The following is a 16,494-nucleotide window of genomic DNA, read 5'->3' as shown; positions in this document are numbered from 1 at the left end:
CACTACTCTTCAATGAAGGAAATACAATATGAAAACGACTACTGTAGGTATCATCGGCGCTGGCGCTATCGGGCAAGCCTTTGCAGAACAACTGGTTAAAGCGGGCATGAACGCTATTCTGAGTAACAGCCGCGGGCCGGAAAGCCTGACTGCGGTGGTTGAGAAACTGGGCCACGGGGCTCGCGCTGGCACCGTAGAACAGGCCGCCCAGGCCGACATCGTTTTTGTCAGCACAAACTGGGACAAAACCGAGGCCGCGTTACGCGGCATCAACTGGGAGGGGCGTATCCTGATCGACGCGACCAACCCGGTCATACTGCCAGGCTTCACGCTGGCTGAACTGGGCGGAAAAAACTCAAGCCAGGTGGTGACACAGTGGGCTCCGGGTGCACGCGTCGTTAAAGCCTTCAATACTCTCCTTGCAGGGGTGCTGGCTCAGGATCCGGCGCAGGCGGGTGGCCGTCGTGTCGTCTTTATCTCCGGAGACCATCCTGACGCAAAGGCGGAAATAACAGCCTTAGCCGGGCAACTGGGCTTCGCAAGTATTGATTTAGGCAGCCTGGAGGTTGGCGGTACGCTACAACAATTCCCCGGAGGGCCTCTTCCGGCGGTGAACCTGGTGCAACTGGCATAGCTAAAGGTAACGATAAATATGACGCAGCGTACTTCCGCAGAGACCTTTGAAGAATACCTTCCCGGCAAGCTGATCAGGGAACATCGGGCGCAATCTTCCCGGGATGTATTCGTGCAAATTCTGGCGCGCAGACACGTGCAGGAAAACGTCATTATTCCGGCAGTGCCGGAGCCTTTTATCGTCTGGATCCTCTCAGGTAATGCCGTCGTTGAGGAGCGTTCCCCCGGTGAGCCGTGGTTAGCAAACCGCGTTACCGCAGGCGATTTCTTTCTCACAACGGCGGCTTCTCCTACTGAAATGCGCTGGCACGCCGGGCCAGATACGCCTTTCGTCGTTATGCATGTTTATATGGGAGTGGCTATGATGCAGGAGTATGAACTGCGGGAAGTCTCCGGCGCGCGCGACGACACGCTATCCGCCCTGCTGGAGCAGATACGTCAGGAGCTGTATCTGCAAAATCCACCCAGCGGCCCGTTTATCCAGGGCATTGCGCAGGCGCTGGCAGTACATCTGATTCGCACCTATGGCACTCATGCGAAACGACACCGCGGGGGCTTGCAGGCATTTAAGCTGCACCGGGTCTTCACGGCAATGCGTGAAGGGTTAGCCCAGCCGTTTGACCTGGCACGCCTGGCTGAACTGACCGATCTTAGCGAATACCATTTTAGCCGCGCCTTTAAACAGTCAACCGGACTTTCCCCTTCTCACTACTTTATCCGGCTACGCATGGAGGAGGCGCGTCGCATGCTATCGGAAAGCAATGATTCCATAATCAATATTGCACTGAACGTCGGATACACCAGCCCCAGCCACTTTGCTGCCGTATTCCTCAGGCATAACGGCGTGACGCCCTCCCACTATCGCAGCGATGCCGTTCGCAGCAAAAGCCCGACAGTTTGAGCAAAAGCCCGCGCGAAGCGATTGCCAGAAAGATCCATTATTGACCCGTACTTCAGACATTCTTTCTGAAGCGTTGAAATTAACTCTCAAGAGGATCAACTATGGAACTCAACGGTAAAGTCGCGCTCATCACCGGTGCTTCAAGCGGAATTGGTGCCTCCACGGCCAAAAAGTTAGCGGAACAGGGCGTCAGGGTGGGTCTCGCTGCCCGCCGTCTGGATCGTCTTCAGGCGCTGGTGTCTGAAATTGAGGCTGCTGGCGGGGAAGCCATGGCGCTGGCCATGGATGTCACTGACCCGGCCTCAGTTAATAAAGGGGTGGAGGCACTGCACAAACGCTATGGCCATATTGATATCGCCTTTAATAACGCCGGGCTGATGCCGATTTCGGATATCGCCAGCCTCCGGGTTGACGAGTGGCATCGAATGGTAGATGTAAACGTAAAGGGCCTGTTTAACACGGTCGCGGCCGTATTGCCGATTATGCAGTCACAGCGCTCGGGTCATATCATCAATACCTCGTCGATCGCCGGGCGTAAAACGTTTCCCGGACTGGGCGTATACTGCGCGACGAAGCACGCGGTTGCCGCCTTCTCGGATATTTTGCGTATGGAGCTGGCCCCTCAGTTCAACATTCGCGTCACCTCGCTTCAGCCGGGTGCCGTTGAAAGTGAATTATTCGAGCATATCAGTGACGAAAATTATCGTGCACAGATGGAACAGCTGAAGGAGAAGATGACGTTCCTGAAAGCCGATGATATCGCCGACTCGATTCTTTACGTATTGCAGGCACCGGAACATGTGGACGTGGCAGAGCTGTTTATTATGCCGACCGAACAGCCGTGGTAAGAGGGTGAAGCGGGTCAGGCTGGTGCCTGACCCGCTACGTTAGTTTGCAGAGGCCGTAGGTCTGATGGTGATTTCGGTGGTATCGACACTCTCAGGCGCCTCGATGATGTGGCGCACGGCGCGAGCGATATCAGCCGGTTTGAGAGCAATAGCCCGGTACGCATCCATCACCGCCATGGTTTCTTCGTGCGTGATGGTCGAGGCCAGTTCGCTTTCCACTACCCCAGGGTTGACGCAGGTCACACGGATGTTCGAACTTTCCTGACGTAAACCATCGGAAATGGCCCGTACCGCAAATTTGGTCGCGCAATAGACGGCGGCCGTGGGCACGACGGACAAGGCACCAATCGAGCCTATATTGACGATCTGCCCCGAGCCCTGGGCTTCCATAATCGGCAAAACAGCACCAATACCCCACAGTACGCCCTTGATATTTACGTCAATGGTGCGTTCCCACTCATCCTGCTTGCCAGCCGAAAGCGGAGAGAGAGGCATAATGCCCGCGTTGTTAATAAGTACGTCAATGCGGCCCCACTTATCCCGTGCTGCCTGAACGAAGGCGGCCATCGACTGGCGGCTGGTAACGTCTAATACCTGAGCCTCTGCCTCCCCTCCTGCGCTGCGGATTTCATCAGCCAGAGCGTGGATGCGATCCAGCCTGCGTGCACCCACGAACACTTTTGCGCCTGCCTTGCCGAGCTCTCTGGCGATACCTTCTCCGATACCGCTGGAGGCGCCGGTAATTAAGATGACTTTGTTCATGTTTTACTCCTTCAGTTGAGTTCACTGCAATCATAGATACAGACCATTGTTTCTTGTATCCTGCCTTTACTGGACTCACTGGTTAGCAATGTTAAACAATGAAAATCGATCTTAATTTGTTACCGCTTTTTCTGGCGGTCGCCGAAGAACGCAGCTTCAGCGCTGCCGCCGGGCGCCTGGGCATAACCCGTTCCGCTGTCAGCCAGGGAATAAGACGTCTCGAAGATGGGTTTCAGACCCTGCTGGTGATGCGCACCACGCGCTCGGTAAGGCTCACCGAAGCGGGTGAACGGTTGCATAAATCGTTGCTGGGGCCCATCGCCAACATTGAAGCGGCCTTTGACGACATCACCTCGGACAGCATACCGCGCGGACAGCTCAGGATCGCTGTCACCTCAATTGCGGAAGCGTTTCTTTCGGGCCCACTGCTCGCCTCGTTTACGGCCGCGCATCCTGCGGTATCGCTTGATGTTTTCGTGTCAGATGAGGAATTCGATATCGTGGCAGCGGGCTATGACGCCGGGGTGAGGCTGGGCGAAGTTATCGAAAAAGACATGATCGCTATTCCCCTTACGGGCCAGCAGCGTGAACGGGTGGTGGCTTCACCTTCCTATCTGGCGACACACAGCGCACCGACGCACCCCCGTGAACTGGTCGCTCATCGGTGTATCGGCTGGCGCCCTTCCCCGGACGTTGCCCCCTATCGCTGGGAGTTTGAGGAAGCAGGCGTCCCTTTCGATGTGGCAATTGAACCACAAATCACCACTAACGATCTGCGTCTTATGCTCAGCCTCGCGCTGGCCGGCGGTGGTATAACCTTTGCCACGGAGGACACCTTCACACCGTACATTGAATCAGGACAGCTGGTTTCCTTACTGGATGCGTTTCTTCCATCTTTTCCTGGTTTTTATCTCTATTTTCCCCAGCGCCACAATATGGCCCCCAAGCTCAGAGCCCTGATCGAGCACATCCGCCAGTGGCGACAGCTCCCCGCCACGCAGCCGACACTGCGTTAAATGGTTCCAACCCTGAATGCAGATTTTCCTCAATCTACTGCATCCCTTTGATGAGCATCAACGACAGCACGTCATTACCATGGAAAATGACAACGGACACGATGGGCAGGACTTCACACAAGGATGGAACCTTAAAAATGTACAGACCAATAGTTGTTATCCTCTTTATTCTTTTGACATTAGCTGCCCTCGTGGAAATCGGCATAATTTCTTTAGGCTAATACCGATAGCCTCTGAAAGGCCACGCTTGCGGCCTTTTATTTATTAAACATGAGAAGAAAATACGTAATTTTTTTGAGTAGCAGAAATTAACCCGCCCGTAAAAATATATTTTATAAATGAGAGAGTTTTAAATATATCATACACCAGATATTTTACCCTAACTTAAACTACAATTAAGCAGCAATTAAACCTAACCAAAATTAGATATTTATCGCATATTATAATTATTAATATCGCCCCACCAGCACCGTTTTAAGGGTTGCACCTTTTACGCCGAAACCCTTTATCCACGCGCCCTCATAGCTAACGAAATATATTCACGCTATCAATTAATCTCCCCTGCAATAGCCGCATTGGGTTTACGAACACTTAATTTGCGTATTCAGACATTTATAGCTATATCATTTTTATAACGAAATAATTTAATACCTGCACAAATAATAAGGCTTATAAATCGCAAACATATAAATAAACAACTATTTCCTGTGTAAATAATTAGCTTTGCCCTGAGGTTGCCACTTTTAATCCTGGCGGGCATCGGTCGCGCTAAACAAAGTAACGGTAAATCCTGTTTATTAAACAGTATTTTCGCCGGGAGCGCGTTCATCCCTTCAGAAACGATGGCTTTGTTTGACACGCCGTAACCAATCACTCTGCTGGAGTAATAACTGTATGAGCCAAATATCTGTTATATCTAAATTAACTGGCGTGGAAACGACCACGGAAGGGACACAGATAACACTCGATCACTCCTCAATCGTTAAGCTTAACGTGGATCGAGCCAACATCGCAGATTACTCCCGCAGCGGAAACGATCTGGTGATTACCCTCAACTCGGGCGAAGTGATTACCCTCAAGAATTTCTACGTCACTGATGCGCAGGGCGTAAGCCAGCTGGTGCTTGAAGAGAGTGACGGAGCGCTGTGGTGGATTGAAGATCCAACCGGTGCCGCGACCTATGAATCCATCGCCTCCACCGATGCATTACTGGCGGCGTCAGGGAGTGATGCCGGCGGCGCCGCTGCGTGGCCCTGGGTGCTGGGTGGCCTGGCCGCCGCAGGTGGGATTGCTATTGCGGCGGGAACCGGCGGTGGAGGTGGCGGAGATGACGATAACAACAACCCGAATCCCGGTAATCCGGGAAATCCTTCCGAACCTGATACTACGCCTCCGAATGCTCCCACTAATCTTCAGGTCTCACCTGACGGCAAAACCGTAACAGGTACGGCTGAACCGGGCAGCACGATTACCCTTAAAGATGCCGATGGCAACACCATTGGAACGGGCAAGGTCGGCAGCGACGGCAAATTTACTATCGATCTCGGTACGCCGCTCACCAACGGGGAGCAGATCACCGCCACGGCCACCGACCCGTCCGGCAATACCAGCCAGGGTGGTCAGGTCACAGCACCGGATCTCACCGCGCCGGATGCACCTGCCAATCTGGAGGTTTCGCCTGACGGCAAAACCGTCTCCGGTACGGCTGAGCCGGGCAGCACCGTGACACTGAAAGATGCCGATGGCAACACCATCGGAACGGGCAAGGCTGGCAGCGACGGGAAATTTACTATCGATCTCGGCACGCCGCTCACCAACGGGGAGCAGATCACCGCCACCGCCACCGATCCGTCCGGCAATACCAGCCCGGGCGTTCAGGTCACGGCACCGGATTCAACCGCGCCGGCTGCCCCCGAGATTGTCACCGTCAATGATAACGTGGGCACCGAAGCGGGCCCGCTGAGCAACGGACAACGCACGGACGATGCACGCCCGACGTTCAGCGGCATCAGTGAAGCTGGCACCGTTATTACCTTCTATGACAACGGCAGGCCGATCGGCACCGCCACGGCCGATGCTACCGGGAAATGGAGCTTTACCCCGTCGACCAACCTGTCTGAAGGAAACCACGCCATTACCACCACCGCGACCGATGCAGCAGGCAATACCAGCCCGGCGTCCACGGCGGTGAACTTCGTGGTGGATACGGTCGCACCAGGTGCCCCGGCCATCACCGGCATGACCGACGACGTTGCGCCCAATACCGGCGTGCTCGGAAGCGGAAGCACCACTAACGATCCGCGCCCGCAGCTCACCGGCACGGCGGAAGCGGGCTCTACGGTCACCATCTATGATAACGGCATTGCCATTGGCACAGCGGTTGTAGGCAGCAACGGAAGCTGGAGCTTTACGCCGTCGGTTAACCTGAGCGAAGGCAGCCACCAGCTTACCGTACGCGCCACCGACATCGCCGGTAACACCGGTCCGGCCTCACCGGCCTTTACCGTAACGGTGGATGTCACCACCCCGCCGGTGCCGACAGGATTTATCGTTAACGATGACACCGGAGGGCTGAAAGGCACGATTACCGCCGGGCAGTTTACCGACGAGTCGCAGCCCCGCCTGACGGGCCGAGGAGAACCAGGCAGCACGATTACGGTTTACGATAACGGCGTTGTGATTGGCAGCACAACGGTTCTGCCGAACGGTACCTGGAGCATCACGCCGACAACGCCGCTGGCAGAGGGTGCACATTCGATTACCCTGCGCGAAACCGATGCGGCAGGCAACCAGAGCGGCCTGTCTCAGCCGATCAACTTTACCGTCGATCTTACGCCGCCAGACATGCCGGAGGCGACGCTCAATTCGACAGGCACGCAAATCACCGGTACTGCCGAGCCGGGCAGTAAAATTGTCATCACCAACAACGCCGGGGTGCAAATCGGGACCGCCACTGCCGACAGCAACGGCAACTACGTCGCCAACCTGAACCCTGCACAAGTGAACGGCGAGATCATCTCCGTGGTCGCCTCCGATGCCGCAGGCAACCAGAGTTCCCCGGCGCTGGTTAACGCAGCGGACATCACCGCGCCTGCCGCACCGGGTAACCTGGTGGTGGCGGAAGACGGGGCAAGCGTCAGCGGAACCGCCGAGCCAAACAGCACGATTATTATTAAAGCGCCGGACGGTACGATCATCGGCCAGGCCACCGCCGGTCCGGACGGCACCTTTACCATCCCGATTTCGCCAGCCCAGACCAACGGCGAAGCCCTTGAAGTGACGGCCACCGACGGCAGCGGCAACACCAGTCCGTCCGGCTTTGCCGACGCGCCAGACAGCACGCCACCGCTGGCACCGGAAAACGTGGTGATCTCTGCCGACGGCACCACGGTAACCGGTACAGCCGAGCCGGGCAGCACCGTCACTATTCGTGAAAATGGCGTTAAGGTCGGGGAAGCGGTCGCCGACGATCAGGGTAATTTCAGCGTTGATCTGATCCCGCCGAAAGCCAACGGCGAAGCCCTGACCGCAGATGCCACCGATACCGCCGGAAACACCGGCCCGACCGCGCCGTTTGACGCGCCGGACATCACCGCGGCACAAACCCCGGTCATCACAGGCGTGGAGGATGATGCGCTCGACGTCACCGGTCCTGTCAGCCAGAACGGTCTCACCAACGACAAAACCCCGACCATCAACGGAACGGGCGAGCCCGGCACAACGATCACCCTCTACAGCGGCACCACTGAAATCGGCACCGCAGTGGTTGGGCCTGACGGCCAGTGGTCCATCACGCTGGAAACGGATCTTCCCGACGGCGGGCACGTGCTGACGGCGACGGCGGTTGACGCCAACAATAACCTCAGCGGGACATCGAACACCTGGAGCATCACGGTGGATACCGCCGCGCCGGGCGCTCCAGCCATTACGCAGGTCATTGATGACGTACCGGGCCGCACGGGGCCGCTCGACAACAACCAAATCACCAACGACACGCTCCCGACGCTGAACGGTACCGGCGAGCCGGGCTCCACCGTGACGATCCGCCTGGACGGACAGGATATTGGTACTGCCATTGTGAATAACGGTGGCGCATGGACCTTCACGCCCACTACCGCATTAGGGAACGGGCAGCATACGTTCACCGTCGTCGCGAGCGATGCGGCCGGCAACACCAGCGCATCATCACCCGGCTTTACCTTTACCGTCGATACCACTCCGCCACCGGCGGCCACCCTTGACACCGTCTCCGATAACATCGGCACTGTGCAGGTTCCGCTTAACAGCGGGGATACTACCGATGACACGCTGCCGCAGCTGCAGGGAACCGCACCGGAAGGCACCACCATCACTATCTATGACGGGACCACCCTGCTCGGCACGGCCGTGCTTGACGGTAGCGGCGGCTGGAGCTTTACGCCAACCACGCCGCTGACGGACGGCCCGCATTCGCTGACGGTCCATGCGACGGATGAGGCGGGTAATACCACCATCTCGCCACCGTTTGAGCTGGCGATCGACACGACCGCGCCTGCAACGCCGGATATTCCTGAGATCACCGTGAACCCGGACGGCGCCACACCGGGGACGGCTCTGAATCCTGGGGAGACCACCCGCGATACCACACCAACCCTGAGCGGCTCGGGCACGCCGGGAGATACCGTAAGCATTTACGATGGCGCAACCAAAATAGGTGAAGCCGAGATCGATGGCGACGGTAACTGGAGCTGGACACCGGAAGATCCGCTCCCTGACGGCACCTACGATCTCTCCCTGACGGTGACCAATCAGGACAGCGCCGGGAACGAAAGCGCACCGTCCACGCCAGTGACCATTACCATTGATACCGACGCGCCGGGCCAGCCGGGGATCCCGACGGTGACAGACAGCGTAAGCCAGATCACCGGGCCAGTGGACAACGGCGGAACCACCAACGATCCGCGCCCGGTACTGAGCGGCACCGGTACGCCGAATGACGTCATTACCATCTATGACCAGGTGGGTACAGGCGAGCCGCAGGCCGTGGGCAGCGTCACGGTGGACGGTAGCGGTAACTGGAGCTGGCGTCCTGAGAGCAACATTGGCGAAGGGACGCACCAATACACGGCGACCGCCACCGATGAAGCCGGCAATGAATCTCTGCCATCAACCGGTATCACGATAACGGTCGACACCCTCGCCCCGGATACCCCGCTCATCGGTTCCATTGGTGGCGCTCAGAATGGAGGCTCAACCAACGATAACACACCTGTCATTGGCGGAGGCGGCACGACCGGCGAAACGGTGATTATCTACAACAACGGCGTGGAAGTGGATCGCGTTGAAATCGCCAATGGCGAGTGGTCATACACCCTGCCGACACAAACCGATGGTCCGCTGAATATCACCGTCGCCGCGGTGGACGACGCGGGTAACCTGAGCCCGGTCAGCCCGGTCTTTAGCGTGACGGTCGATACGCAGGCACCGACCGTGCCGCAAATTGACGCCGTCTCTGACAGCCAACTGACCAACAGCGTGCTTTACACCCGCGACGGTACCCCAACCCTCACCGGGATTGGCGAGCCGGGTTCGAGCGTAACCGTTTCTGTTGATGGCACGCCGTCTCCGGTGGTCGTGGTGGTTCAGCCGAACGGGACATGGTCCTGGACAGCCGACCCCGCGCTTGCGGAAGGGCCGCACACCTTCTCGGTTGCCGCAAGTGACGCGGCGGGGAATACCTCCGCCAGCTCCGGCGATCTCAGCGTGACGGTGGATACGCTGCTTCCTGCAACGCCAACCAATATCACCATTGCCGCAGAGGGCACGCCGCTGACCGGTACGGCAGATGATGGAACCACGGTGACGGTGCGTGACGCCGGCGGCAATATCATCGGGACCGGGGTCGCGACGGGAGGCACCTTCGCCATCGCCCTCTCCCCGGCCCAACTGGATCCCGCGACGCTGACGCTGTTCGCCACGGACGCCGCAGGTAATGCAAGCCCGACAACCACCTTTGACGTACCGGACTCCCCGCTTATTCTGCCAGCGGTGCCGGTGATTACGGCAATCAACGATGATGCCGATCCCGTCACTGGCGATGTGAAAGATAAAACCACCAATGACACCACGCCTACCCTTACCGGCACCGCCGATCCGGGTAGCGTCATCACCATTTATCTGGATGGGGCGCTGGTTCCGCTGACCGAAATTGTTGCGGATACAGACGGCAACTGGAGCTACACGCCGCTGCTGCCGCTCGCGGAAGGGCCGCACACCTTCGCCGTCACCGCCACAAACACCACCACCGGCGCGACCAGCGGGCAGTCGCCGATCGCGACTGTCACCGTCGACCTCACCGATCCGACCGCACCAGCCATCGGTGCGGTGACCGATGACGTAGGCCCGGTCACCGGCCCAATCGCTGACGGGCAGAGCACCAACGACAACCGTCCTACCCTGACCGGAACAGGCACGGCCGGGGACACCATTACGGTGTACGATGACGGCGACCCGCTGGGCACCGTTGTTGTCGGTCCGACCGGCACCTGGAGCTACACGCCGCCTGCGCTGGACGACGGCAGCCACACCCTGACCGTGACCGCCACCGACCCGGCAGGCAATGAGAGCGCCCCGTCGGCCGGGATCACCATCGTTGTCGACACCGTCTCTACCACGCCGGTGATTACCAGCGTGACGGATAACGCAGGCAATGCGGCAACGCCTGTCCCAAGCGGCGATCCAACCAACGACACTACGCCAACCCTGACCGGTAGCGCCGAGCCGAACAGCGTCGTCGCCATTTTTGATGGCGCTACGCAAATTGGTACGGTGGCAGCAGACGGCACCGGTGCCTGGACATTTACCCCTGAAACCGCCCTCGGCGAAGGGACGCATGACTTTACTGTCAGAGCGACGGATCCGCAGGGCAACGTCAGCCAGCCGTCCAACGCCTGGAGCGTCGAAATCGATCTGACTGCGCCACAGGTGCCGACGATCGTTACGGTCAGCGACAACGCCCCGGGAGGCGCAACCGGCCCGCTTACCGCCGGGCAGGTGACCAATGACACCACGCCAACCCTCAGCGGCACCGGCCAGGCGGGTACCATCATTCACGTGCTGAATAACGGCGTGGAGATTGGCACCACCACGGTCGACGGCAGCGGCAACTGGACCTTTACGCCGGATCCGGTACTGACGGACGGGACGTATAACCTGCGCGTTAACGCCAGCGATGATGTCGGAAACGTCTCCGCCAACTCGCCAGTGTTCGCCTTTACGGTGGATACCGCCGGGCCTGCGGCCCCGGTGGTTACCACGGTAATAGACGATGTCAGCCCGGGAACGGGAACCCTCGCCAGCGACGGCTCCACGAACGACACCCGTCCAACTTTCAACGGTACGGGGGAAGTGGGCGCAACGGTACACGTTATTGTCGATGATGTGGAAATTGGCACGGCGGTCGTCAACGCCCAGGGTAACTGGACCTTCACGCCGACCACTGAACTGGGCGAAGGGCCGCACGTTATTACCTTCAACGCCACCGATGCCGCAGGCAATACCGGGGTCACCTCACCACCGTTCAACCTGACGGTGGATACCTCGGTGCCCGAAGCACCGGTCTTTACCCCGGCCACTGACGATGCTGGTACCGTGCTGGGCCCGGTCGCCTCGGGACAAAGCACAGACGACACCACGCCAACGCTGAACGGCACCGCGGCGGCCAACGCGACCATCACCATTTATGAAAGTGGCCGTGAAGTGGGTACCGCCGTGGCGGACGCAAACGGCGTATGGAGCTTTACCACCGGTACGCTGGCAAACGGCAGCCACACCTGGACCGCCACGGTAACCGATGCCGCGGGCAACGTCAGCCCTGCCTCACCAGGCTTTACGCTGGTGGTAGATACGGCTGCGCCTGTCGCGCCGGTTATCACCCAGGCGATTGACGACGTTGGCACCATCACCGGGGCAATAGGTTCCGGCCAGACCACCAACGATCCTCTCCCGCGTCTGGTGGGGACCAGCGAGCCGCTGGCCACCGTGAATATTTATGAGGGCACCACGCTGGTGGGCACCGGTACTGCCGATGCCGATGGCAACTGGACCGTCGATATCACCGTGCCGCTGGACAGTGGGTCACACACCTTTACCGCAGAAGCAACGGATCAGGCGGGTAACACCAGCACGTCGTCCGCCGACTTCAGCCTGACCATTGACACCACACCGCCAGCGCTGCCGGTGCTGACCAGCATCACCGACGATGTCGGTAACGCCGCTGCGCCTGTCGCCAACGGCGGGTTAACCAACGACGCGCGGCCAACGCTCACCGGTACGGCAGAAGCCGGCGCGACGGTCACCATCTTTGATAATGGGGTACAGATTGGCACCGCAGTCGCCACCGGCGGCGCGTGGAGCTTTACGCCTTCCACCCCGCTGGCTGACGGGCCGCATAATCTGACCTTCTCCGCTACCGACGCGGTGGGCAACGCCAGCGCGCAGACCGGCGGTTACACCATTAATGTGGATGCCACCGCCCCTGTCGTACCGGCAATCACCTCGATTGAGGATGATGTGGGGACCGTCACCGGACCTGTTACTGGCACCAACCCAACCAACGACACCCGTCCGACCTTAAACGGTACGGCAGAAGCCAATACCACCGTACGTATTTACGACGGCACGACGCTGGTGGGGACCGTCACTGCCGATGCCAACGGCAACTGGACGCTGCCGCAAACCAGCACCACGCTGACGGAAGGCGCGCATAACTTCACCGCAACCGCCACCGATGCCGCGGGCAATACCAGCGTGGCTTCACCGATTATCACGATTAACGTTGACCTGACGCCGCCACCAGCCCCAACCGGGCTGGCGGTGATCACCAACGGGACGCAGGTCACCGGTACAGCGGAAGCGGGAAGCACCGTCACCATCACCAGCAGCACCGGAACCGTGCTTGGTACCGCCGTCGCGGACGGCAGCGGAAACTTCAGCGCCACCCTCACCCCTCCACAGACCGGCGGGGAGTCACTGATTGTCTTTGCTACCGATAAGGCCGGTAACGCGGGTATCACCACCTCCGTGATTGCCCCGATCACCACGATCCCGAACGCGCCGGTTATCGCAAACATCGACGATAACGTCGGCACGGTGACGGGCAACCTTACCAACGGGAAAACCACCGATGACACCACGCCAACCCTGAGCGGCACGGCGCAGCCGAACGCGACCATCACCCTCTATAACAACGGGGTGCTGATGGGCACGGTCACCGCGAACGCCAGCGGCAACTGGAGCTTCACCACGCCGGTGCTGAGCGAAGGCCCGCATGCCTTCACCGCCACGGCGAGCAACGGCTCGGGCACCAGCCCGATTTCCACGTCAACCACCGTCATTGTCGATCTCACTGCGCCAACGGCTCCAACCGGGACCTTCAACGCAGACGGCAGCGTACTGACCGGTAGCGCTGAAGCGGGCAGCACCGTCACCATCCGCCTGGCGGATAATTCAACGGTCACCGCCACGGCGGACAGCAACGGTTCCTGGAGCTACACCTTCCTCAATAAACAGACGGAAGGTCAGACGCTGCAAATCACCGCCACCGATGCGGCAGGCAACGTTTCGCTGCCCGGCTCAGCCCTTGCGCCGGTGGTGCCGCTCTCTGCCAGCACCAACGCTGAAGAACTGGCGCTCACGACCACCGCCACGGTGACCAATTCGCAGTACAGCGACTATGGTTTCCTGCTGGTAGGCGCCTTAGGTAACGTGCTGACGCTGCTCGGCAACGACACCGCGCAGGTAGGTTTCACCGTCGGCAACGGCGGCAGTGCGGATATTGCCGTGAACGCCAACGCCACGGGTGCCGTTCTTTCCCTGCTCAATACCCTTGAGCTGGTAGTACAGCGCTTCGACGCCGCCAACAACACCTGGACCACCGTGGTCGATACCGGGCAGCCGCAGTTCGCTGACCTGTTGACCCTCGGCGCGACGGGGGTGTCGCTGAACCTGACCGGGCTGGCGAATGGTCAGTATCGCGTCCTGAGCTACAACACTAACCTGCTGGCAACCGGCTCTTACACCAGCCTCGATGTGGCGGTGAAAGAGACCAGCGCAGGCACCGTGTCCGGCGAGACCAGCGTTGTCGGGAACGTCATCACTGACGTGGATCCAACCGCAGGCAGCGACAACGCCCCGGCGGGCACCACCGTCACTACGGTCACCAACGCCCAGGGCACCACCACCAGCGTTACGGCTGACGGCACGGTGATTCAGGGGCAATACGGCACGCTGACCATCAACCTGGACGGCAGCTATACCTATAACCTGACCAACACCAGCGCCGCCATCATTGGCCGCACGGAGAACTTTACCTACACCATCACCCACAACGGCACCAGCGCCTCGGCAAATCTGGTTCTGTCGCTGGGCGAAGGCACTACCAGCAGCGGGATCGTGGCCGTGGACGATACCGCCTCGCTGACCTTCGACACCACCGTGGAGGCGATCAACAACGGCACCTCGTCGCAGGGCGGCTTTACCCTGGTGGGGATCAACCTTGGCAATACCCTGGGGCTGAACCTGCTGGACGATCTGGCCAACCCGATCATCTATAACGTGGAAGAAGGCACCACCCGCACCATGACCGTTCAGGCCTCCGTGGGCGGCGTCGCGCTGGCCTCGGTGTTCGACCTCTACATCTATAAGTTCAACAATGCGACGCAGACCTTCGAGCAGATGCGCGTTGAACCCGGCTGGCTGCGTGCGCCGCTGCTGGGCGGCACTTCCCCGCAGCTGACGTTGAACCTGCCCGCTGGCGAGTACCTGTTCCTGCTCAATACGGCGGCGGGGATCACCGCGCTGACGGCCTACACGCTGAACGTCTTGCAGGATCATGTCTACAGCGTGGCAAGCGTGAGCGAGAGCACGACCGGGGATGTGCTGGCGGATGATATTGCGCCAGCAGGTACCGTGGTCTCCGACGTTAACGGCGTGGCGGTGAACAGCAGCGGCCTGACGGAGATCACCGGCGAGTACGGTACGCTGCGGATCAACGCAGCCGGGGAGTACACTTACACCCTGGACAGCGGAGTCGGCGCTGACAGCATCAGCACCCCAGATACCTTCGTCTACACCATCACCGCGCCGAACGGCTCGAAAGACACGGCATCGCTGAACATCACCCCGACCGCGCAGCCAATGGACGCGGTGAACGATGTCAGCACGGCGATGGACGTGAACTCGGTGCACCGCACCGCCGCATACTCGGATACCACCGTCGGGTCGGCGAGCTGGAACGCCGCGCTGCTTGCCTCAACCCAGGGCAGCGGAAGCGGGACCTTCGTGGTGGATCCTAATACTGCACTGCATAACGTGGTTCTGTCGTTTAACGTCACCTCGCTGCTGACCCTTACCGGGTTAACGGTCGACTGGACGCTGACCAACGGCACCACCACCCTCAGATCCGGCTCATTTAACGGCGGGCTGCTGCTGGGCGGCAGGGCGACGATCAACCTGACGGGCCTCGATCTGGAAGCGGGAACCTATACGCTGAACTATACCGGCAGAATGGGACCGCTGGGGGTGGGAAATATCACCGTTACCCCAAGCGTCACCGGGACCAGCTACTCCCTGTCGCAGTTTGACGCCACGGGCACCCACACCGTTGACGGCAATATCTTCGACGGCACCGGCTCCGCGGGCGCGATGGACCAGCTGCACTCGGTGGATACCCGTCTCAGCATTACCGGCTACGACGGCGTAACCAGCACGCTGGATCCTTACACCGGCAGCACGCAGGTAAACATCACGGGTCACTACGGCACGCTGGCGATTGCCGCAGACGGCAGTTACACCTACACACTCAACCCGGGGATATCGTTCTCTACCATCACCAGCAAGGAGGTCTTTAACTACACCCTGACCGACGCCAACGGCACCCGGGATACCGCCTCGCTGACCATCAATATGGCACCGAAATTTGTCAGTTCGGAACATAACGATGTGATTAGCGGCACGGCCTACGGCGACACGCTGATTTATCAGGTGTTGAACACTACGGCGGGTAACGCCACCGCAGGTAACAGCACGGGTGACCACTGGACGAACTTCTCCCTGTCGCAGGGAGACAAGATCGACATTGGCGATCTGCTGGTGGGCTGGAACGGTAGCGCGTCGACGCTGGGGAACTATGTCTCTGTTTCACAAAGCGGTAACAATACTGTGATCTCCATCGACCGTGACGGCACGGGAGCCGCCTACACTAAATCTACGCTCGTTACGCTGGACAACGTTCAGACCACCTACGACGAGCTTGTAAACCAGCAACACATCATTACCTGATAGCACCTGCAAGAAA

Annotated in this window: 6 protein-coding genes; 5 read left to right on the top strand and 1 reads right to left on the bottom strand. The window is 59.3% G+C overall.

Annotated features, from left to right (window positions below; genetic code table 11):
* The first annotated feature begins 28 nt into the window (after nucleotides 1–28).
* The 3 genes from AC4OVS_RS05375 to AC4OVS_RS05365 all read left to right on the top strand — a co-directional run bounded on the left by AC4OVS_RS05375 (nucleotide 29) and on the right by AC4OVS_RS05365 (nucleotide 2,382).
* A complete protein-coding gene (locus tag AC4OVS_RS05375; protein WP_045308437.1) occupies nucleotides 29–634 on the top strand; it encodes an NADPH-dependent F420 reductase in 606 nt (201 codons plus the stop codon).
* Between the two features lie 18 nt (nucleotides 635–652).
* A complete protein-coding gene (locus AC4OVS_RS05370) occupies nucleotides 653–1,534 on the top strand; it encodes a helix-turn-helix domain-containing protein (RefSeq protein ID WP_022649103.1) in 882 nt (293 codons plus the stop codon).
* Between the two features lie 101 nt (nucleotides 1,535–1,635).
* Complete coding sequence (locus tag AC4OVS_RS05365; protein WP_022649104.1) at nucleotides 1,636–2,382, top strand: SDR family oxidoreductase; 747 nt, start codon at nucleotides 1,636–1,638, stop codon at nucleotides 2,380–2,382.
* A 39-nt stretch (nucleotides 2,383–2,421) separates the two neighbouring features.
* Here the strand turns inward: AC4OVS_RS05365 and AC4OVS_RS05360 are convergent, their stop codons facing one another.
* The gene (locus AC4OVS_RS05360) at nucleotides 2,422–3,144 is read right to left on the bottom strand and encodes an SDR family oxidoreductase (protein ID WP_023306786.1); all 723 of its coding nucleotides are present in this window, start codon (nucleotides 3,142–3,144) and stop codon (nucleotides 2,422–2,424) included.
* 98 nt (nucleotides 3,145–3,242) lie between these two features.
* On the opposite strand from AC4OVS_RS05360, the gene AC4OVS_RS05355 reads away from it, so the two are divergent.
* On the top strand, nucleotides 3,243–4,160 hold the full coding sequence (locus AC4OVS_RS05355; RefSeq protein WP_063148625.1) for a LysR family transcriptional regulator: 918 nt from the start codon (nucleotides 3,243–3,245) through the stop codon (nucleotides 4,158–4,160).
* 894 nt (nucleotides 4,161–5,054) lie between these two features.
* Complete coding sequence (locus tag AC4OVS_RS05350; RefSeq protein WP_491922231.1) at nucleotides 5,055–16,478, top strand: BapA/Bap/LapF family large adhesin; 11,424 nt, start codon at nucleotides 5,055–5,057, stop codon at nucleotides 16,476–16,478.
* The last annotated feature ends 16 nt before the right edge of the window (nucleotides 16,479–16,494 follow it).

It is taken from the genome of Enterobacter sp. 4974935, assembly GCF_058661735.1.
This window is presented reverse-complemented; position numbering and strand designations above follow the sequence as displayed.

What these genes read in the sequence shown, in the direction of transcription:
- AC4OVS_RS05360 (WP_023306786.1), bottom strand. Translation starts at nt 3,144, where the DNA reads ATGAACAAAGTCATCTTAATTACCGGCGCCTCCAGCGGTATCGGAGAA.
- AC4OVS_RS05355 (WP_063148625.1), top strand. Translation starts at nt 3,243, where the DNA reads ATGAAAATCGATCTTAATTTGTTACCGCTTTTTCTGGCGGTCGCCGAA.
- AC4OVS_RS05370 (WP_022649103.1), top strand. Translation starts at nt 653, where the DNA reads ATGACGCAGCGTACTTCCGCAGAGACCTTTGAAGAATACCTTCCCGGC.
- AC4OVS_RS05375 (WP_045308437.1), top strand. Translation starts at nt 29, where the DNA reads ATGAAAACGACTACTGTAGGTATCATCGGCGCTGGCGCTATCGGGCAA.
- AC4OVS_RS05365 (WP_022649104.1), top strand. Translation starts at nt 1,636, where the DNA reads ATGGAACTCAACGGTAAAGTCGCGCTCATCACCGGTGCTTCAAGCGGA.
- AC4OVS_RS05350 (WP_491922231.1), top strand. Translation starts at nt 5,055, where the DNA reads ATGAGCCAAATATCTGTTATATCTAAATTAACTGGCGTGGAAACGACC.